Source organism: Enterococcus sp. DIV1316a, assembly GCF_050536915.1.
In the GTDB taxonomy this organism is placed as follows: domain Bacteria; phylum Bacillota; class Bacilli; order Lactobacillales; family Enterococcaceae; genus Enterococcus; species Enterococcus faecalis.
The window spans coordinates 1,636,764-1,656,232 of record NZ_CP172913.1 but is presented as its reverse complement, the minus strand read 5'-3'; the positions used below and the strand labels follow the sequence as shown (position 1 = coordinate 1,656,232).

General features: G+C 37.5%; 22 protein-coding genes and 1 other RNA gene. 19 read left to right on the top strand and 4 right to left on the bottom strand.

Translation table 11 applies throughout. The annotated features are described in order from the left end of the window. The first annotated feature begins 114 nt into the window (after nt 1-114). From rlmN to IGL56_RS07970, 11 genes are all read left to right on the top strand, one after another. Nucleotides 115-1,188 (top strand): 23S rRNA (adenine(2503)-C(2))-methyltransferase RlmN, encoded by a 1,074-nt coding sequence (gene rlmN, locus IGL56_RS08020; protein WP_002356987.1) that lies wholly within the window; start codon nt 115-117, stop codon nt 1,186-1,188. A 289-nt stretch (nt 1,189-1,477) separates the two neighbouring features. Further along, nucleotides 1,478-2,806, top strand: a complete 1,329-nt coding sequence (locus IGL56_RS08015) for an APC family permease (protein ID WP_002356988.1) — start codon at nt 1,478-1,480, stop codon at nt 2,804-2,806. Between the two features lie 240 nt (nt 2,807-3,046). Beyond that, nucleotides 3,047-4,015, top strand: coding sequence for a competence type IV pilus ATPase ComGA (comGA, locus tag IGL56_RS08010; protein WP_002364362.1), 969 nt, complete (start codon nt 3,047-3,049; stop codon nt 4,013-4,015). Further along, entirely contained in the window at nt 3,972-5,018 is a 1,047-nt protein-coding gene (comGB, locus tag IGL56_RS08005; RefSeq protein WP_002356990.1) for a competence type IV pilus assembly protein ComGB, read from the top strand. The genes comGA and comGB overlap by 44 nt, the downstream gene beginning before the upstream one ends. Next, nucleotides 5,018-5,293, top strand: coding sequence for a competence type IV pilus major pilin ComGC (gene comGC, locus IGL56_RS08000; protein ID WP_002356991.1), 276 nt, complete (start codon nt 5,018-5,020; stop codon nt 5,291-5,293). Before comGB ends, comGC begins: the two co-directional genes overlap by 1 nt. Further along, nucleotides 5,290-5,736 carry a competence type IV pilus minor pilin ComGD gene (gene comGD, locus IGL56_RS07995; protein ID WP_002379576.1) on the top strand — a complete coding sequence of 149 codons (447 nt, stop codon included), beginning with the start codon at nt 5,290-5,292 and terminating at the stop codon, nt 5,734-5,736. The genes comGC and comGD overlap by 4 nt, the downstream gene beginning before the upstream one ends. After that, the gene (locus IGL56_RS07990) at nt 5,702-6,028 is read left to right on the top strand and encodes a type II secretion system protein (RefSeq protein ID WP_002393943.1); all 327 of its coding nucleotides are present in this window, start codon (nt 5,702-5,704) and stop codon (nt 6,026-6,028) included. The genes comGD and IGL56_RS07990 overlap by 35 nt, the downstream gene beginning before the upstream one ends. Further along, on the top strand, nt 6,018-6,452 hold the full coding sequence (gene comGF / locus IGL56_RS07985) for a competence type IV pilus minor pilin ComGF (RefSeq protein WP_002357060.1): 435 nt from the start codon (nt 6,018-6,020) through the stop codon (nt 6,450-6,452). Before IGL56_RS07990 ends, comGF begins: the two co-directional genes overlap by 11 nt. Next, a complete protein-coding gene (comGG, locus tag IGL56_RS07980; RefSeq protein WP_002357061.1) occupies nt 6,452-6,805 on the top strand; it encodes a competence type IV pilus minor pilin ComGG in 354 nt (117 codons plus the stop codon). Before comGF ends, comGG begins: the two co-directional genes overlap by 1 nt. 128 nt (nt 6,806-6,933) lie before the next feature. Continuing rightward, nucleotides 6,934-7,941 (top strand): class I SAM-dependent methyltransferase, encoded by a 1,008-nt coding sequence (locus IGL56_RS07975; RefSeq protein WP_002357063.1) that lies wholly within the window; start codon nt 6,934-6,936, stop codon nt 7,939-7,941. Nucleotides 7,942-7,965: 24 nt separating this feature from the next. Beyond that, nucleotides 7,966-9,153 (top strand): acetate/propionate family kinase, encoded by a 1,188-nt coding sequence (locus IGL56_RS07970; protein ID WP_002357064.1) that lies wholly within the window; start codon nt 7,966-7,968, stop codon nt 9,151-9,153. A 111-nt stretch (nt 9,154-9,264) separates the two neighbouring features. Here IGL56_RS07970 and IGL56_RS07965 read toward each other — a convergent pair whose 3' ends face one another. The 4 genes from IGL56_RS07965 to IGL56_RS07950 all read right to left on the bottom strand — a co-directional run bounded on the left by IGL56_RS07965 (nt 9,265) and on the right by IGL56_RS07950 (nt 11,936). Next, nucleotides 9,265-9,738, bottom strand: a complete 474-nt coding sequence (locus IGL56_RS07965; protein WP_002357065.1) for a universal stress protein — start codon at nt 9,736-9,738, stop codon at nt 9,265-9,267. Between the two features lie 314 nt (nt 9,739-10,052). Next, entirely contained in the window at nt 10,053-10,385 is a 333-nt protein-coding gene (locus IGL56_RS07960; protein ID WP_002357068.1) for a hypothetical protein, read from the bottom strand. 7 nt (nt 10,386-10,392) lie between these two features. Further along, a non-coding RNA gene (ssrS, locus tag IGL56_RS07955) (6S RNA) lies at nt 10,393-10,586 on the bottom strand. A gap of 72 nt (nt 10,587-10,658) precedes the next feature. Continuing rightward, a complete protein-coding gene (locus IGL56_RS07950) occupies nt 10,659-11,936 on the bottom strand; it encodes a replication-associated recombination protein A (protein ID WP_002357069.1) in 1,278 nt (425 codons plus the stop codon). A gap of 128 nt (nt 11,937-12,064) precedes the next feature. On the opposite strand from IGL56_RS07950, the gene IGL56_RS07945 reads away from it, so the two are divergent. The 8 genes from IGL56_RS07945 (at nt 12,065) to hisS (ending at nt 19,458) form a co-directional block, all read left to right on the top strand. Beyond that, a complete protein-coding gene (locus tag IGL56_RS07945; RefSeq protein WP_002364174.1) occupies nt 12,065-12,742 on the top strand; it encodes a DNA-3-methyladenine glycosylase in 678 nt (225 codons plus the stop codon). Next, entirely contained in the window at nt 12,699-13,184 is a 486-nt protein-coding gene (locus IGL56_RS07940; RefSeq protein WP_002388170.1) for a DUF3013 family protein, read from the top strand. Before IGL56_RS07945 ends, IGL56_RS07940 begins: the two co-directional genes overlap by 44 nt. Before the next feature lie 15 nt (nt 13,185-13,199). Further along, nucleotides 13,200-14,147, top strand: coding sequence for a 50S ribosomal protein L11 methyltransferase (prmA, locus tag IGL56_RS07935; protein ID WP_002357075.1), 948 nt, complete (start codon nt 13,200-13,202; stop codon nt 14,145-14,147). A 1-nt stretch (nt 14,148) separates the two neighbouring features. Further along, on the top strand, nt 14,149-14,901 hold the full coding sequence (locus IGL56_RS07930; RefSeq protein WP_002357078.1) for a 16S rRNA (uracil(1498)-N(3))-methyltransferase: 753 nt from the start codon (nt 14,149-14,151) through the stop codon (nt 14,899-14,901). Nucleotides 14,902-15,115: 214 nt separating this feature from the next. After that, on the top strand, nt 15,116-17,329 hold the full coding sequence (locus IGL56_RS07925) for a RelA/SpoT family protein (protein WP_002357079.1): 2,214 nt from the start codon (nt 15,116-15,118) through the stop codon (nt 17,327-17,329). Nucleotides 17,330-17,352: 23 nt separating this feature from the next. Continuing rightward, nucleotides 17,353-17,799 (top strand): D-aminoacyl-tRNA deacylase, encoded by a 447-nt coding sequence (gene dtd, locus IGL56_RS07920; protein ID WP_002357080.1) that lies wholly within the window; start codon nt 17,353-17,355, stop codon nt 17,797-17,799. A gap of 139 nt (nt 17,800-17,938) precedes the next feature. Then, the gene (locus IGL56_RS07915) at nt 17,939-18,160 is read left to right on the top strand and encodes a hypothetical protein (RefSeq protein WP_002385834.1); all 222 of its coding nucleotides are present in this window, start codon (nt 17,939-17,941) and stop codon (nt 18,158-18,160) included. Then, nucleotides 18,157-19,458 carry a histidine--tRNA ligase gene (gene hisS, locus IGL56_RS07910; protein WP_002357082.1) on the top strand — a complete coding sequence of 434 codons (1,302 nt, stop codon included), beginning with the start codon at nt 18,157-18,159 and terminating at the stop codon, nt 19,456-19,458. Before IGL56_RS07915 ends, hisS begins: the two co-directional genes overlap by 4 nt. Nucleotides 19,459-19,469 lie beyond the last annotated feature (11 nt).

The following is a 19,469-nucleotide window of genomic DNA, read 5'->3' as shown; positions in this document are numbered from 1 at the left end:
CGTTAAGTATGCACGCTTAACGATTTTTTTTTGAGGCTCTTCGTGATATTGCATTCAAAGTGAGAATACGTTATAGTTATGAAGCGAATGTAATAGCAGAAATGAGGAAAAGAAATGCAGAAAGAATCCATTTATGGACTGACGAGAGAACAGCTTGTGGACTGGTTTTTAGCCCATGGCGAGAAGAAATTTCGCGCAACACAAGTGTGGGAATGGTTGTATACAAAACGTGTTGCTTCATTTAGTGAAATGTCGAACATTTCTAAATCGTTGATGACTTTATTAGAAGAAAATTTTTCATTAAATCCATTAAAACAAGTCATTGTGCAAGAAGCGCAAGATGGTACCGTGAAATATTTATTTGAATTACCAGATAAAAATATGATTGAAACAGTCTTGATGCGTCAAGAATATGGATTATCTGTTTGTGTGACCACTCAAGTTGGCTGCAATATTGGGTGTACATTTTGTGCTAGTGGGCTATTAAAAAAACAAAGAGATTTAACTGCTGGCGAGATTGTTGCCCAAATTATGTGGGTGCAACATTATTTCGATGAACGTGGGTTGGATGAACGTGTTAGCCATGTCGTTGTGATGGGAATTGGTGAACCATTTGATAATTATGCCAATGTCATGAACTTTTTACGAACGATTAATGATGATAAAGGCTTGGCTATTGGTGCCCGCCATATTACAGTTTCAACAAGTGGTTTAGTGCCAAAAATTCGTGAATTTGCAGACAGTGGACTACAAGTAAACTTAGCAATCTCATTACATGCTCCTAACAACGAAGTTCGTACATCAATTATGCGGATTAATCGTAGTTTTCCAATTGAAAAATTAATGGCAGCAATTGATGAATACATTGAAAAAACCAATCGACGTGTTACATTTGAATATATTATGTTGAGTCAAGTGAACGACCGACCAGAACATGCTCAACAATTAGCAGATTTACTACGGAATAAGAAAAAACTTTCTTATGTTAATCTGATTCCGTATAACCCAGTGAGTGAACACGATCAATATAGCCGAAGCTCTAAAGAAGCGGTTTTAAAATTTTATGATGTACTCAAAAAGAATGGCATCAATTGTGTTATTCGTAAAGAACACGGAACAGATATTGATGCGGCTTGCGGACAATTACGCAGTAAACAAATGAAAAAAGAAAAAGTCAAAAACCAATAACGTAGTTAAAATCGGATCAGAAAGGTTTCTTTTTGATTCGATTTTTCGTTTATTTAATAAAAAATCGTCGGTTTTTCAATTCTTGTTTATAAACAAAAGATGAATGCTCTAAAACTTTTATGACAAATTTTCTTTTTGTGGTTTTCAAACTTGAAATTCTAAAAGAAATAGCTATACTGAAAAGAGATCGTCACAGAATTTTTCATGAAAACAGCTATTATTTTCGTTATCTTTTCAAGAAAGTGAAATTTTGTTACGCTTTTTTAGTTTAAATGAAATGAGGGAGTCTATGGAGAAAAAGCAATTAAAAAGAGAGATAACAACGTTTGGTGCGTTATCCACGGTAATGGGTACGGTGATTGGCGCTGGTGTTTTCTTTAAAGCTGCGAGTGTCGTTGGACACGCACAGTCAGCTAGTTTAGCTATCTTTGCTTGGGTGTTAGGTGGTGCCTTAACCATTTGTGCAGGATTAACCAGTGCCGAACTTGCTACAGCAATCCCTGAAACAGGTGGCGCAGTGAAGTATATTGAATATACATATGGTAAATTAGCTGGTTTTCTTTTAGGGTGGGCACAAAGTATCATTTATTATCCTGCCAACATTTCGGCGTTATCCATTATTTTTAGTACACAACTAATCAATTTGTTTCATTTATCGGCAAATTTATTGATTCCAATTGCCATTCTTGCGGGAACCAGTATCACGATAATTAATTTATTAGGAACAAAAATTGCTTCTTTGGTCCAATCAACGACATTGGTGGTAAAACTGATTCCAATTGCCTTGATTTCTTTAGTAGGATTATTTACTCCCGGACAGGTAGCTGTTTCACTTTTTCCTGTTGAAACAACAGCGAATACTGGCTTTTTAGTTGCTTTTAGTGGCGCCTTAGTCGCCACCATGTTTGCTTATGATGGCTGGCTAGGTGTGGGTAACGTGGCTGGTGAAATGAAGCGACCAGAAAGAGACTTGCCTAAAGCCATTATTTTTGGTTTGTTATTGATTACTTTAATTTATGCTTTAATTAATTTTGTATTTCTAAAAACATTACCAATTGAGCAAATCGCTGGGAATTTGAATGCAGCTTCGGATGCTTCTGTGGCTATTTTTGGACCAATTGGCGGCAAAATCGTAACTATTGGGATTTTAATCTCTGTATATGGTGCGTTAAACGGCTACACAATGACAGGGATTCGGATTCCTTATGCCTTAGCCTTAGATAATCTGATGCCTTTTAGTCGTCAGTTTCAAAAGTTGTCTAAACGCTTTGTTGTTCCTTACGTTGCTGGAATTTTCCAGTTAGCTGTAGCCATTATCATGATGTTTTTCGGAACCTTCGATTTATTAACGGATATGTTAGTTTTTGTTATGTGGCTGTTTAATCTATTAATTTTCTTAGCCGTTTTTATTTTAAGAAAACGCGAACCTGAATTAAAACGACCGTATAAAGTTCCTGGCTATCCAATTATTCCAATTATCGCAAGTCTAGGTGGTATCTTCATCTTGGTTACAACGAGTATTACACAGCCTATTCTAGCATTGATTGGTATAGGGATTACGCTTCTAGGAATTCCAGTTTATTTAGTTAATAAACAAAAAATGAAGCCAAAAACGTAAACGATCCAATCGGATTATCATAGTTTTTCTCAAAAATTTTGTGATTCAGAGAAATTTTTGAAAACTAAACGCAAGATTTTTTTAGTATAATATTAAGTGTCTAGGAGTTCCACTATTTTGGGGAAGATAGATGGACAGCGCAAACTTCAAAAAAAGAACCTTCATCTTATTGGTGAAGGTTCTTTTTTTTGCTGAAATCATAAAATAAATGCGTAGTTTATTAGTGAGAGGAGGAAATGAATGACTGAAAATGTAAAAAAATTGGCTCATCAATTAATTGAATGGGGCGTCCTTCATGGGGCGCAAGACGTTTATTTTTTACCCAATGATACCGAAATAGCCATCTCTTTTCGGACAGGGATGCAACGGACACTTTACACACAAGTTTCCGCAGAAATAGGCGAAAAGTTAATTTTCCACTTTAAATTTATAGGCGGCATGGATGTCGGAGAAAGACGAAAAGCACAATTAGGCGCGACAACTTATCTAATTGGCGAGACGAAGCAACGCTTGCGTTTATCATCTGTGGGAGATTTTCAGAATCGAGAGAGCTTGGTAATTCGTTTTTTGCACCGATTTGGTGAACAAGCTGAACATTTTTTCTTTCCCCACCAGCTGAATGAAATTGAAGCATCTTGTCAGAAACGAGGACTTTATTTATTCAGTGGGCCAGTTGGTTCCGGGAAAACAACAACCATGTATCGTGTGGCTAAACAAAGAAGTGGCGAACAACAAGTGATAGCGATTGAGGATCCTGTTGAAATTGAGGAAAAACAGTTTTTACAGTTGCAAACAAATGAAAAAATTCAGTTAACGTACGAAGCCTTGATAAAAGTTTGCTTGCGCCATCATCCTGATATTTTGATTATTGGTGAAATTCGTGATGGCGAGACGGCTCAAGCAGTTATTCGAGCCGCCTTAACGGGTCATACTATTTTTGCGACAATTCACGCCCGTAACTTATTGGGGGTGCAACGGCGTTTGATAGAATTAGGTGGCCCAGAGCATGAATTGGCTGAATGCTTGCAAGGTATCATTTATCAACAGATTTTGACAACCACGATTAATAAGGAACAAGTAGCGGGAATTCTTTATGATTATTTCTTCTTTAAGGAAGCCGTTATAAAGAGTAGTTGGCAAAAGAATCTAAGAAAGGCGTGGGCGTATGGGTTTATTACAGAAAAAACGTATTTTCAAGCCATCGAATAAATTAACGAAAAAACAACAGCAGCTTTTTCTGAAACTATTAGCGGATTTGCTTGCAAATGGTTTTAATATACAAGAAAGTTTTTCCTTCATGAAAAAATCAAACGCCTTACCTCAGCACAGTATAACTTTTTTAGTTGAAGGCTTTTCCTCAGGCATTGCCTTACAAGCTTTAGTTGAAGAATTAGGATTTTCAACAATGGTCTCGGCACAATTGTCGTTTGCTACTGCACACGGGGATTTGGTAGGGACACTACAAGCGATTTCCGAACATTTTTTTCAAACGGAAAAATATCGGCAACAGTTCTATAAAATAATTAGTTATCCGCTGCTCCTGATTGTTTTTTTGATTCTCGTCATTGTTGGTATTCGGCAATTTTTATTGCCCCAATTAATGGAAAATGATGCCAATAGTTATTCTAAAAATATTGGGATTCTTCTGATTGTTTACAGTCCATACATTCTGGTTACCTTAGTTTTTGTCCTCTCATTTAGTTTCTTCATTTTAAACCGTTATTTGAAGCATCAGTCTGCTATTCAGCGGGCCTTCGTATATCTGAAACTGCCAATTATCCGTGGCCTTTATCGGGAATACGTCAGTGCTTTTTTTGCACTAGAATGGGGGAAGTTGCTTGCGCAAGGATTAGAAATGAAAGAGGTCATCGATTTGATGCGCCATACAACCAATTACCCCTTAATGAAAGAATTAGCTGGAGCAATTAGTGAAGGACTGCTAGTTGGTGAAACCTTACATAGACAATTAGCTGCTTATCCTTTTTTTACGAAAGCATTGGGTTTAATGATTCAACAAGGGGAAGTAAAAGGAAAATTAGGCAAGGAGTTGATGGTTTATAGTAATGTCTGTTTCCAAGGTTTTTTCAAAAAAATTGAACGAGTCATTACTCTCGTTCAACCACTTATTTTTATCATAATTGCTTGTTTAATTATCGGTGTTTATGGGGCAATGTTGCTGCCTATTTATGGCAATATGGAAGGAGTTTTATAATGAAAAAGAAACAAAAATACGCAGGGTTTACATTATTAGAAATGTTGATTGTCTTATTGATTATTTCCGTATTGATTTTACTTTTTGTCCCTAACTTAGCGAAACATAAAGAAACAGTTGATAAAAAAGGCAATGAAGCAATCGTAAAAATTGTAGAATCACAAATCGAGCTCTACACACTAGAAAAAAATAAGACGCCTTCCTTAAATGAATTAGTCAACGAAGGCTACATTACTAAAGAGCAGTTAGATAAATATACAGCAGAAAAGCAATGAACAAGTCAGCAGGATTCACATTAATGGAAACACTTGTTAGTTTAACGATTGTTTGCTTTATGACTATGCTCCCGACACTCGCTATTCACCGCTGGCAAGAAACGTTAAAAATTGAACAGTTTCTTGCTACGGTAGAAAAACAACTTCGTTTTGCGCAACAGCAAGCAATTGTTTTAGAGGAAACACAAGAAGTTTGGTTTTTTGAAGAACAACAAAGCTTTTCATTTCCTGATAAATTGAACCAATCAGCTCGGAGGACTTTACTAGCTGTACCTGAAAAAATGACAGTGAGTGGTCCAAGCAAGCTCAGTTTTCTTCATTCGTCAGGGAACAATGGCCGTTTAGTGAAATATATTTTTACTTGGACTGAAAAGAAACAGCAACTTATTTTACAATTTCAGATGGGGAGTGGCAAATATACGAAGAAAATTAACTATTTATAGCGGTTTTATTTTATTAGAGAGTCTCGTTAGTTTTAGTATTGTATGTGTGATAGCAGGGATATTCTCCCTGACTATTACACAATTAATTCAGCAAAATTATCAACGGGAGCAAGAATTAACGCGCACTCGTCTAGGATACGAAGCAATTTTATTTTTAGAGCAGACGGGTGATTTACGTTTCAAAGAGCGGATATATCAAGGAGAAACTTACCGATTTTCTTTGATGGAGAACGATGGAAGAAGGATACTAAAAGTCACAGATTCAAGAGGAGCGATTTTGATTGGTCAATAAAAAATATGCGGGTTTTACGATGTTAGAGTGTTTAGTAGCACTAGTCGTTTTAAGTTGTATGTGTCAATTGTTTCAGTTGATGATTCAACAAAGTTTTATCGGAAATCAATATTTGAAAAACAATGATTCGAAATCCTGGCATATTTTTTTAATTCAATTAGAAAAAGAATGTCAAAAGCTCGTTTTCCAAACAGGCTCTGCTCAAGAGATTTCTTTCCTCGACTCAGAAACAAACAAGACTATTTCAATTCAAATCAAAGAAGATAAAATTATTAAGCGAGTCAATGGTAAAGGCTATCAACCGCTGTTAATTGGTATCAAAAATGGACAGTTTAAAAATGAAGGACAATCGTTTACTTTGGAAGTTACTTTTACTTCTGGAAAAACATTTGATAGTTTTTTTCCGATAAAGGGAGAATTTTAATGAGGCAAAAATATTCAGGAAACTTATTGTTCACGGCCATGGCCATTGTTTATTTGATGAGTTTTCTCGCCCTTCAGTTACTAGAAGAACGTCAGTTAACACAAAAATTTACGCAAGCTACCCAGGAATACTATGCAGGGAAAAGTATCTTTCATTTATTTCTTGCAGATGTTAAACAAAATAGACGAAAGTTAAAAACAGAAGAAAGGCTCGTATACGCGCAAGTGACCCTCGATTATACATACAAAAATGAACAATTAAGAATAACTGTTTTATTAAACAAATCTGGTCGAAAATACCAATATCAAGAGAGAGTTTCTCATCAAAAAAAAGCGGAAACAATACTGGAATAGCGTTGTTTTTCTACAAATTATTAGATTTTAGAAGAAAGACAGTAAAGGCATTGATTATTCTTTCTTTTTTCGTTAAAATAAAACAGGTATGGAAGTTGTTACATTTTGAATAGAATAGAGGTGCTAATTTGTTCCCAGAAAAAATTGAAGAGGCTTTCGAGCCAATGGAACAAGCAATCCAGTTATTGCAACAGTCATTGGATACTTCTTTTTTAGATGCGTATATTGAAAATGGTGAAAATATTTTAGATGATTTTCAAGTACGAGTACTTGACGGAGTACCTAATCCAGAGACAGTGAAACAATTAGAAACGCTGTATCATACGATTAAAAAAATTGATTTAGCTCCTGAAGATGTGCGACGCTTGTCCCAATTACTTTTGCTAAAAGGAACGAGAAAAGAGCAGCTTCAAGCAAATCATCAATTGACGCCAGACGGTATTGGCTTTTTGTTTGTTTATTTAGTAGAACAATTAACAAATAAATCAGAGCCATTAAAAATTTTAGATCCTGCTTCAGGAATGGGAAATTTACTGTTAACGGTTCTGCTGAACCTTGAAACAGCTGGTTACAAAGTTTCTGGTTATGGTGTGGATATCGATGAAACACTTTTGGCAGTATCTTCTGTGAACAATGCTTGGTCACAAGCCAATATTCAGTTGTTCCATCAAGACGGATTGCAAGATTTGTTATTGGATCCAGTTGATTTAGCATTAAGTGACTTGCCGATTGGCTATTATCCAAATGATGAGCGAGCAAAGGGATTTGCTGCTGCTGCGGAGGAAGGCCATAGTTATGCGCATCATTTATTAATGGAACAAGCCATGAAATACGTGAAACCAGCAGGGTTCGGCTTATTCTTAATCCCAACCAATATTTTAGAGACTGAGCAAAGTGAATTCTTTAAAAATTGGTTGACAAAAAACGTCTATTTACAAGGAATGATACAGTTACCTGATGAATTGTTTAAGTCAGAACAATCACGTAAAAGTATCTTGCTTGTTCAAAACAAGGGTGCAGATGCTGAGCAAGTGAAGGAAGTTTTGTTAGCAAAACTTGCCTCTTTGAAAGATATCAATAAAGTAACGGAGTTCTTTAAACAATTTGAAGCTTGGAAAGCTTCAAATTTAAAATAAAATAGTAACGAAGAGGAGAAAATTATGTCTAAAACAATTGCAATTAATGCAGGTAGTTCAAGTTTAAAATGGCAATTATACCAAATGCCAAATGAAGAAGTGATCGCTAAAGGAATCGTTGAACGTATTGGCTTAAAAGATTCTATCTTCACAATTAAATATGGTGAAGGACAAAAATATGAAGTAATTGTTGATATTGATAACCATGAAGTGGCAGTAAAAATGTTACTAGACCAATTAATCGACTTAAACATTTTAGGCTCTTATGATGAAATTACTGGTGTTGGTCACCGTGTAGTTGCTGGTGGAGAAGAATTTAAAGATTCTGTTGTTATTACAGACGAAGTATTAGAAAAAATTGAAGCTTTATCTGAATTAGCACCTTTACACAACCCAGCGAATGCAATGGGAATTAAAGCATTTAAACATATCTTACCAGAAATCATTAGCGTGGCAGTCTTTGATACGTCGTTCCACACAACAATGCCAGAACACAACTATTTATATAGTGTACCGCGTGAATACTATGAAAAATTTGCTGCACGTAAATATGGGGCACATGGAACAAGTCATCGTTATGTCTCTCAACGTGCTGCAGAAATGTTAGGTCGTCCAATTGAAGACTTAAAAATTATCACTTGTCACTTAGGAAATGGTGCTTCAATCACTGCAGTTGATGGTGGAAAATCAGTCGATACATCGATGGGCTTCACTCCTCTTGCTGGTGTTACAATGGGGACTCGTTCAGGAGATGTTGATGCGTCACTATTGCCTTATTTAATGACAAAACTTGGCTTGACTGATGTACAAGACATGGTTGATATTTTAAACAAAAAATCTGGTTTATTAGGTTTAACAAATGGTTTATCAAGCGACATGCGCGATATTCAATCAAACTTAGATAAACCTGAAGTTCAAACAGCATACAACATTTTTATCGATCGTATTCGTAAATACATTGGTAGCTATGTCACTGTTATGAATGGCGTTGATGCGATTGTCTTTACTGCTGGAATCGGTGAAAATGCAGTTGGCGTTCGTAAAGATATTATTGATGGCATGACTTGGTTTGGTTGTGAAATCGATGATGACAAAAATAATGTACACGGTGAAGAAGCAGTTATCTCAACTGATGATTCAAAAATCAAGCTTCTATTAGTACCAACTGATGAAGAGTTAATGATTGCCCGTGACGTAGAACGTCTAAAATAATTAAACGAACACACCTTGTGAGATGCTCTCACAAGGTGTGCTTAATAGGTAAATAAGAAAAAACTGAGCCAACTATCAAAAGTGATAGTTGGCTCAGTTTCTTCTTATTTTTTATTTTTCTTCATTTTTTGGTAATTTGTTGTCTAAATCCGTCCGTACAACGAGAACATCGCAGCTAGCGTTACGGATAACTGATTCAGAGACAGAGCCAATAAATAAACGCTCAACGGCATTTAATCCAGTTGCTCCTAACATAATTAAATCAATGTTGTATTCTTTTGGTAATTCTTTGGCAATAATGTTCTTAGGAGAACCATAGGCTAGAACGCTAGAGACTTTTGTTTGTCCCATATCCACCGCTTGTTGTTGGTAGGTGTCTAAGGTTTCTTTTGCCATTGACATTGCTTCTTCTGCTAGCGCACCATCAAAAGAGGACACTGATTGGAAAGAGCGCGTATCAACAACATGTGCTAATAGTAATTCAGCATCGTTTCGTTTAGCAACGTTGACCGCTTTTTTAAAGGCTAAGTCTGCTTCGTCAGAACCATCGATTGCTATCATAATTTTTTGATATTGTTGTAACATAATAACCGCTCCTTTCAGCGTAAAAAAAATCATTAATTGTTTCTATAATAATTGTAAAACAAACAAAGAAAAAAAGAAACTGAAACCGCTTCTTTTTTTCTGAATATTGGCATTTTTTTGTAAAAAAGAACCTGGGACAAAAATCACTTTGGATTTTTGTCCCAGGCTTAAAAATTGATAAACGGCGGAAACAGAAGCAACTCCTTCGGAAATAAGCCGAAATTCTCCAAAAATTAAAGAACAATTTTCGGAAATTCCTTCTTATTTCTCGGAGTTAAACGCTTCTGTCCCGACCTCTTTAAATTCATCGTCTTTTATGACATTTTTTTTGCAAAAGTTAAACTAAACAACGTTGAAAGTAATAAAACAAAAAAGATAAAACCAATTGACAATAACGGGCGATTAAAAATAGCCGCTAGAACACCTAGAATGGCGATAATCAAGTAATAACGCCCAAAACGTTCGATAAACTGTTGACTTTCTGTTGCAGTTTCTTTTTTTAAGAGTGGTAAAAAAGCTGCACTTTTCTTCATCAAATAATAACTGGCTACGCCTGTGACAACGGCGAGTAATAGTACGAGTATACGAATCATCTTGTCCTCCAAAAAAAAACAACTTGCCAGAGCAAATTGTTTAGAAATCTTCATAAAAATGGTAAAATCCGTCGATGCCGGTAATCGTCCTAGAGTATTGAACCCGCAAGATAAGCAGGTGGGTTCCTCGATCGCAGTATTGAACTACCAAAAGAAAAGGCATGTTACCAACTTTGATACAAGCAGGATCCCTAGATATCAATAAAAATGTTCGGTCAACACAGTGAAAGGACAACGCGTACATCACAGATTTACCATCTTTATAATAGCATACTCTCTCAAAATCGGCAACGAGATTGTTTCTTTTTTTGAAAGCGTATTATTTTGTTATTTTTTCTGTTTCCATTCTTGGATACGCTTGAGTTGCTGATGTAAGGCTTGTTCATATTTACCAATATCAATCGGTTCGTAATAACGTGCCTCTTTTAATTTGTCAGGTAAGTATTGCTGATTGACCCAACCGTTTTCAAAATTATGTGGGTATTGATAACCAATACCACGGTTTAATTCTTTGGCTCCAGCATAGTGGGCATCACGTAAATGATCAGGAACGTCTCCCACAGAGCCTTGTCGAATATCTGCCAAAGCAGCATCAATCGCTGTGACTGCAGAATTTGATTTTGGCGATAAACATAAATCAATGACGACACTGGCTAGAGGAATCCTAGCTTCTGGAAACCCTAGCTTTTCGGCGGCTTGAACAGCGGTGACCGTCCGAGCAGCGGCCGCAGGATTCCCAAGACCGATATCCTCGTAAGCAATGACCATTAAACGACGACAAATAATCGGTAAATCACCTGCTTCAACTAAGCGACCCAAATAATGAAGTGCAGCATCTACATCGCTTCCTCGAATCGACTTTTGGAAAGCGGAAATCACGTCATAATGGGCATCGCCATCTTTATCATGCGTTAAGGCTTTTCGTTGCACGCACTCTTCAATAATCGGTAAGGTGATCTTAATTTCGCCTTGTTCATTTTTGGGTGTTGATTTAACAGCTAATTCTAGTCCATTTAGCGCACTACGTAAGTCACCGTTCGTTGCGCGTGTCGAATGTTGTAATGCTTTTTCTTCTAAGTGGACAGGATAATCGCCTAAGCCACGTGTGCTATCGGTTAAGGCTTCTTGAATCGCTTGCTGAATGTCTGTTTCCGTTAAGGGCTTTACTTCAAAGATTTGCGTACGACTACGAATCGCAGGATTAATTGTGATATATGGATTTTCGGTAGTGGCTCCAATCATAATAATTCGTCCGTTTTCTAAATGAGGGAGCAAAAAATCTTGTTTTGTTTTATCTAATCGGTGAATTTCATCAAGCAGTAAAATCACTGTGCCACTCATTTTGGCTTCTTCAGCAACGATTTGTAAATCTTTTTTGGTATCTGTGGCCGCGTTCAACATGCGAAAGGCATAATTTGTTGAACCAGCGATTGCGCTGGCAATACTGGTTTTTCCAGTGCCAGGCGGCCCATAAAGAATCATCGATGAAAGCATTTTGGCTTCGACCATCCGACGAATAATTTTACCAGGGCCGACTAAATGTTGTTGACCAACTACTTCGTCTAAGTGACGAGGTCGCATTCGATAGGCTAAAGGTTGTTGCATAAAAGGACCTCCTTTTTCATAATCATCTTATTATAACATAAAGAACGTACATTCGCTTTTTGGTGGTTTTTTGGGTTTTAGATGGATATAGCGGAAGGTTTCGTGTATGATAGGGAGTGGTGAAAGAAATGAAAGAAACGATAAATATCTTTAACACAAAAACAACTGAAGAAGTGGCACAATACTTGTTAGGGATGTATTTAGAGCACGAAACAGCAACAGGCGTTTTAGGTGGGTACATTGTGGATGCAGAAGCTTATTTAGGTCCTGATGATGAGGCGGCCCATAGCTTTGGCTTGAGAAAAACGCCACGCTTACAAGCCATGTATGACAAACCAGGCACGATTTATTTATATACTATGCACACGCATTTAATTTTAAATATGGTGACACAAGAACAAGGCAAACCACAAGGGGTGATGATCCGCGCGATTGAACCTGTTGAAGGTGTCGATAAAATGATTGAAAATCGCCAAGGACGTCAAGGCGTGGAATTGACCAATGGACCAGGTAAATTAGTTGCAGCCTTAGGAATTGATAAGCAATTATATGGGCAGTCGATTTTTTCTAGTTCGTTACGGCTCGTGCCAGAAAAACGAAAATTCCCGAAAAAAATTGAGGCACTACCACGAATTGGAATTCCCAATAAAGGTCGTTGGACCGAGTTGCCTTTAAGATACGTCGTGGCTGGCAATCCATATATTTCTAAACAAAAAAGAACAGCAGTAGACCAAATAGATTTTGGCTGGAAGGATGAAGAAAATGAAAAAAGCAACAATGCTCACATACTTAGAGGAACAACTTGAAAAACACTTAGGAGATTACGAAGTAGGCCTTGATTGGGATCGCAAAAACCATACCATCGAAGTCATTGTTCGTTTATATGCAGAAAACAATGAGCAAGTGGCGATTGATGATGTTGATGGTACGCTTTCAGAAGAAGAATTCATTGAATTTGAAGATGGTTTGTTATTTTACAATCCGCAAAAGTCTGTCGTTGATGACGAAGAGTATTTAGTCACAATTCCTTATGAAGGAAAAAAAGGGCTACGCAAAGCAGTTTTAGACGGATTCATTCACTATTTAAAAGTGGTTTTAGATGAAGGGCAAAGTGATTTGTTAGACTTTTTATCAGATGAAACAGCGGAAGTTTTTGAATTGCATTGGGAGCCAGCAGATTTTGAAGCGATGATTAAAAAAGTGGCAGAAACAGAAAAAGAACAATGGATTGCGTATCCAAGTTATTAATTTAGAGGTGAGAACATGAAGTGGACAGAAGTAAAAGTAGAAACGGCTAGCGAAGCAGTTGAAGCAATTTCAAACATTATGATGGAAGCTGGCGCAAGTGGTGTGGCCATTGAAGATGCGTTGGACATTGAAAATTTTGAAAGTGATCTGTATGGGGAAATTTTAGATAAAGAGCAATTCACCCACATTAAAGAAGGGGCGATTGTGATGGCTTATTTTCCTGAAACAACCTTCTTACCAGAAATTTTACCATTTATGAAAGAAAATATTTTACGCTTGCCTGAGTACGGCTTATCCATTGGTAAAAACGAAATGACAATTAGTGAAGTAGCAGAAAGCGACTGGGCAACTGCTTGGAAAAAATATTATCATCCTGTCCGTGTCACACGATTCTTAACGATTGTGCCAAGTTGGGAAGCCTATCACGCACAAGATGAAGCAGAAAAAATTATCACATTGGATCCGGGCATGGCTTTCGGTACAGGCACGCATCCAACGACTCGTTTAACCTTGCAAGCTTTAGAAACTGTTTTACGTGGTGGCGAAACAGTTCTAGATGTAGGAACGGGTTCTGGTGTTTTGAGTATTGCAAGTCGCTATTTAGGGGCTAAAGACGTCTACGCATATGATTTAGATGAAGTAGCAGTTGCAGCGGCAAAAGAAAATATGGATTTAAATCCCATTGCGGCCGATGTTCATGTGTCAGCCAATGATTTACTAAAAGGGATTGACCATTCTGCTGATGTAATCGTCGCAAATATTTTGGCAGATATTATTGTGTTAATGATTGAAGATGCTTGGCGTTTGCTAAAACAAGACGGTACCTTCATTATTTCTGGAATTATTGAAGATAAAAAAGCAATGGTTTTAGAAGCACTAACGAAAGTCGGTTTTGTGGTGGACCAACTCTTTAATCAAGGCGATTGGTATGCGATTATCTTGAAGAAACCAGAGGAAGAGTAAAATGCAACGGTATTTCATGAAAGAAGATTATCAAGAAAAAGATTTGTATAAAGTCGCAGATGAAAACTATCATCATATTGTGCGAGTTATGCGAATGACGCCGAATGATCGTTGTTATTTAGTATTTCAAAATAAAACTGCCATTTTAGCTGAGATTGTGGAAATTGATTCAACATCTGTTTACTTTAAAGAAATTAGTAAAGAAGAAATGGACAAAGAATTGCCAATTGAAGTGACGATTGCGTGTGGGTTACCAAAAGGGGACAAGTTAGAATGGATTGTTCAAAAAGGCACGGAGCTAGGTGGCAATCAGTTTATCGGCTTTCCTGCGAAAACTTCCGTTGTCAAATGGGACCACAAAAAAAGAGCAGCCAAAGAAAAAAGATTACAAAAAATTGCCACAGAAGCGGCGGAGCAATCGCATCGGCAGCAGACACCAAGTGTTTCTTTGGTGGAAAAAACACAAGAAATCATTGCGCAATTTGACTCATATGACACAGTCTTGGTTGCGTATGAAGAATCAGCAAAACAAGGAGAAAAAAGTCAATTAGCACAAGTATTATCCACTTGCCAGCCAGGCGCACGTTTGTGTGTGCTCTTTGGACCTGAAGGTGGCTTTGCACCGCAAGAAATTGAACAATTTCTGCAGGCTGGGGCGAAACTTTGCGGGTTGGGTCCGAGAATTTTACGAGCAGAAACAGCACCGTTGTATCTTTTAAGTGCGGTTAGCTACCAAATGGAACTTTTAAATTAAACGAAAGCCCGCCTGTAAAATTCTTGTAGGCATTCTCTTTGAATAAACAGAGAGTAAAAAAGCGACAGTGATTGAAATTTAAGGGAAATTTAGTATAATAGAGTTGTTGAAAGTGCTACTGTTTCAAGTGGTACTTTTCTTTTTTATTAAAATAGATAAAACGTGAACGAAGTGTTCTTTATCCAAAGGTCACCTTCATAGAGGAGTGAATACCATGCCAAAAGAAGAAATACTGACAGGCCCAGCGGTCATCAAAATTGTAAGTACCTATATGGGACCAGAACATGTTGAGTTGGTTCAAAAAGCATTAACTTATGCTGAGAAAGCACACGAAGGTCAAGTCCGACAATCAGGTGAACCTTACATCATCCATCCGATTCAAGTGGCAGGCATTCTGGCTGAATTACATATGGATCCCCATACTGTAGCAACAGGATTTTTACATGATGTTGTCGAAGATACGGACGTAACACTGGACGATTTAAAAGAAGAATTTGGCGAAGACATCGCAATGTTAGTCGATGGCGTGACGAAACTAGGAAAAATTAAATATAAATCTCATGAAGAACAATTAGCCGAAAACCATCGGAAAATGTTATTGGCAATGGCGCAAGATTTACGGGTCATTATGGTGAAACTAGCCGATCGTTTGCACAATATGCGCACATTAAAACATTTACGTGAAGATAAGCAACGACGGATTGCACAAGAAACTTTAGAAATTTATGCGCCTTTAGCACATCGCTTAGGGATTAGTCGAATTAAATGGGAATTAGAAGATACTGCCTTACGTTATATTAACCCCAACCAATACTATCGAATTGTTAATTTGATGCAAAGCAAACGCGATGAACGTGAAGCTTATGTGGCAGAAGCAGTCGAAGATATTCGTTTAGCTACGGAAGATTTAGAAATTTACGCAGAAATATATGGTCGACCAAAACATATTTATTCAATCTATCGTAAAATGAAGGACCAAAAGAAACAATTTAATGAAATCTATGACTTATTAGCTATTCGTGTTATTGTCGATTCCATTAAAGATTGCTATGCCGTGTTAGGGGCGATTCATACACGTTGGACACCAATGCCAGGTCGCTTTAAAGATTATATTGCTATGCCAAAAGCGAATATGTATCAATCTATCCATACGACAGTTATTGGGCCAAAAGGGAATCCAGTAGAGGTCCAAATTCGGACCCATGAGATGCACCAAATCGCCGAATTTGGGGTGGCGGCTCACTGGGCCTATAAAGAAGGCAAAGCGGAAAAAATTGAAACAGATGAACTGACGAAGCAAGTCGATTGGTTCCATGAAATTATTGAATTACAAGATGAAAGCTATGATGCTTCTGAATTTATGCAAGGTGTGAAAGAAGACATTTTTAGCGACAAAGTCTATGTCTTTACGCCAAGTGGAGATGTAACCGAACTGCCAAAAGGCTCCGGACCACTAGATTTTGCTTACAGTATCCATACTGAAATTGGGAATAAAACAACCGGTGCGAAGGTCAACGGCAAAATGGTACAGTTAGACTATGTCCTAAAAAATGGGGATATTATTGAAGTCCTAACATCACCGAATTCTTTCGGACCTAGTCGCGACTGGTTGAAAATGGTTAAAACAAGTAAAGCTAAAAATAAAATCAAACGTTTCTTTAAAGAACAAGACCGTGAAGATAATATTATTAAAGGGCATGATGCTGTCATTAAATACATGACAGAAATCGGCTTTACACCAAAAGAATTTTTAACGAAGAATAAAATGGCGGAAGTGCTAGATAAATTCAAATTTCAAACGGAAGATGATTTATTTGCGGCAGTAGGTTATGGCGAAGTAAGTGCGCAAGTAGTGTGCAATCGTTTAACAGAAAAAGAACGCCGCGAACAAGAGTTGGAACGCCAACGTCAAGAAGCAGAAGAGTTGTTAAATCAGCCAGCTAAAAAAGAATCAGAAAAAATGAAAGTTCGTCATGAAGGCGGCATCGTGATTCAAGGGGTGGACAACCTATTGATTCGTTTAAGCCGCTGTTGTAATCCAGTGCCTGGTGATGAAATCGTTGGTTACATTACCAAAGGACGTGGCGTTTCAATTCATCGTGCGGACTGTCCTAACGTACAACATCAAGAAGAACTAGCACAACGTCTAATTGAAGTTGAGTGGGAAGATACCGAGCACAGTCGCAAAGAATACGCTGCCGATTTGGAGATTTACGGCTATGATCGTAGTGGCTTACTGAGTGATGTTTTACAAGTCATTAGTTCGATGACAAAAAATTTAGTTGGCGTTGAAGCTCGTCCATCCAAAGATAAGATGGCCCAGATTCATGTCACTGTGAAAATTCAAAACCTTTCTCATTTAAAAACCATCGTTGACAAAATTAAAAGTGTACCAGATGTTTATAGTGTTCGTCGAACCAATGGGTAAGTGTTAAAAGTGAGGCAAAAAAGATGAAAGTAGTTATTCAAAGAGTCAGTCAAGCACAAGTTGCGATAGAAGAGCAGATAGTGGGACAAATCAAACAAGGCTTCATGGTGCTGGTGGGCATTCATCAAGAAGACACGCCAGAAGATGTGGCTTATGTTGTTGGCAAAATCAGTAAATTACGTGTTTTTGAAGATGACGAAGGAAAAATGAATCGCAGTATTCAAGAGATTGAAGGATCAATTTTGAGTATCTCTCAATTTACCCTCTATGCAAAAACTAAAAAAGGCAATCGTCCCAGTTTTATTGAAGCGGCTCGTCCAGATGTGGCGATTCCTTTGTATGAATTATTTAATCAACAATTAGAAGCAGAAGGAATAGCGGTAGCCACAGGAGAATTTGGCGCGGATATGCAAGTGTCGTTGACCAATGATGGTCCAGTGACCATTGTGATCGATACACGAGAAAAATAATTGATTTTCCTGTCGGAACCACTTGACTTTCTAAGAGAACTTTAGTAGTTTATAGATAATATTAAAAATCTACGAAGGAACGAGTAAGTTTCATCTGTCTGCGAAGAGAGAGTTGCCGTGGCTGAGAGCAACTTCAACAGTGAAAGTGAAAGACATTCTGGAGATGGACGGAAGAAAAGCCGTCCCGTTACGAGCGTTAATCGTTGAGGAAAGAGTAAAATCTTTCAAAACTAGGTGGTACCGTGTAAAAGAGACTTTTACGCCCTTGTATGTTCAACATACAAGGGCTTTTTTCATTTTTAGAAAAAAGAAAATGACGCACACATTTTTGTGGAATGATAGAAGGAGAGAAAGACAATGAGTTATCAAAAACCAAAAGGAACAAACGATATTTTGCCAGGAACTTCTGAAAAATGGCAATTTGTGGAAGAAACAGCTCGTTTGATTTTTAAAGATTATCAATACCAAGAAATCAGAACCCCGATTTTTGAACATTATGAAGTAATATCTCGCAGTGTTGGCGATACCACAGATATTGTTTCAAAAGAAATGTATGATTTTTATGATAAAGGAGACCGTCACGTGACGCTACGTCCTGAGGGGACAGCGCCAATTGTTCGGGCCTTCGTTGAAAATAAATTATATGGTCCGGAATATACGAAACCATATAAAACCTATTACATGGGGCCGATGTTCCGCTATGAACGCCCACAAGCTGGTCGTTTGCGTCAATTCCATCAAATTGGTGTGGAAGCATTTGGTAGTGAAAACCCAGCATTGGATGTTGAAATCATGGCTATGGCTTTGGACTTCTTCAAACAATTAGGCATCCAACAAATCAAATTAGTTATTAATTCCTTGGGGGATAAAGAAACACGTGCTACGTACCGTCAAGCATTAATCGATTATTTAGAGCCCCATATGGCAGAATTAAGCGAGGATTCACAACGTCGCTTACACGAAAACCCATTGCGGGTGTTAGACAGCAAAGATAAAAAAGACAAGGTGATTGTCGCAGAAGCGCCCTCCATTTTGGAGTATTTAAATGAACCATCTAAAGCACATTTTGAAGCAGTAACTGATATGTTAGATTTACTAGAAATTCCTTATGAAATTGATAGTAATATGGTTCGTGGCCTGGATTATTATACACACACAATTTTTGAAATTATGAGTGAAGCGCCTAAAATGGGTGCGCAATCAACAATTTGTGCAGGGGGCCGATACAATGGTTTAGTTGAAGAATTAGGCGGCCCAGACACACCAGGTTTTGGTTTTGGTATGGGCATTGAGCGAGTGTTGTTAACAATGGAAGCTGAAGAAGTTGTGATTCCAGCGTTATCTGAATTAGACGCATATGTGGTTGGGATTGGTTCAGAAACCAACGTCGCAGCTTTGCAACTTGTTCAAAGCATTCGTAACTTTGGTTTCTCAGCTGATCGTGATTACATGAATCGCAAACCAAAAGCGCAATTTAAAACGGCCGATAAATTACAAGCAAAATTAGTTTTAACAATCGGTGAAAATGAATTGAATGAAGGCATTGTCAACGTAAAATCAATGGCAACACGCGAAGAAAAAGCCTTCCCGTTAAGTACTATTCATGATTCATTTGATGAAGTGTATGACGAAATGATGACAAAAATGATTGAAGAATAAAAAGGAGAGAT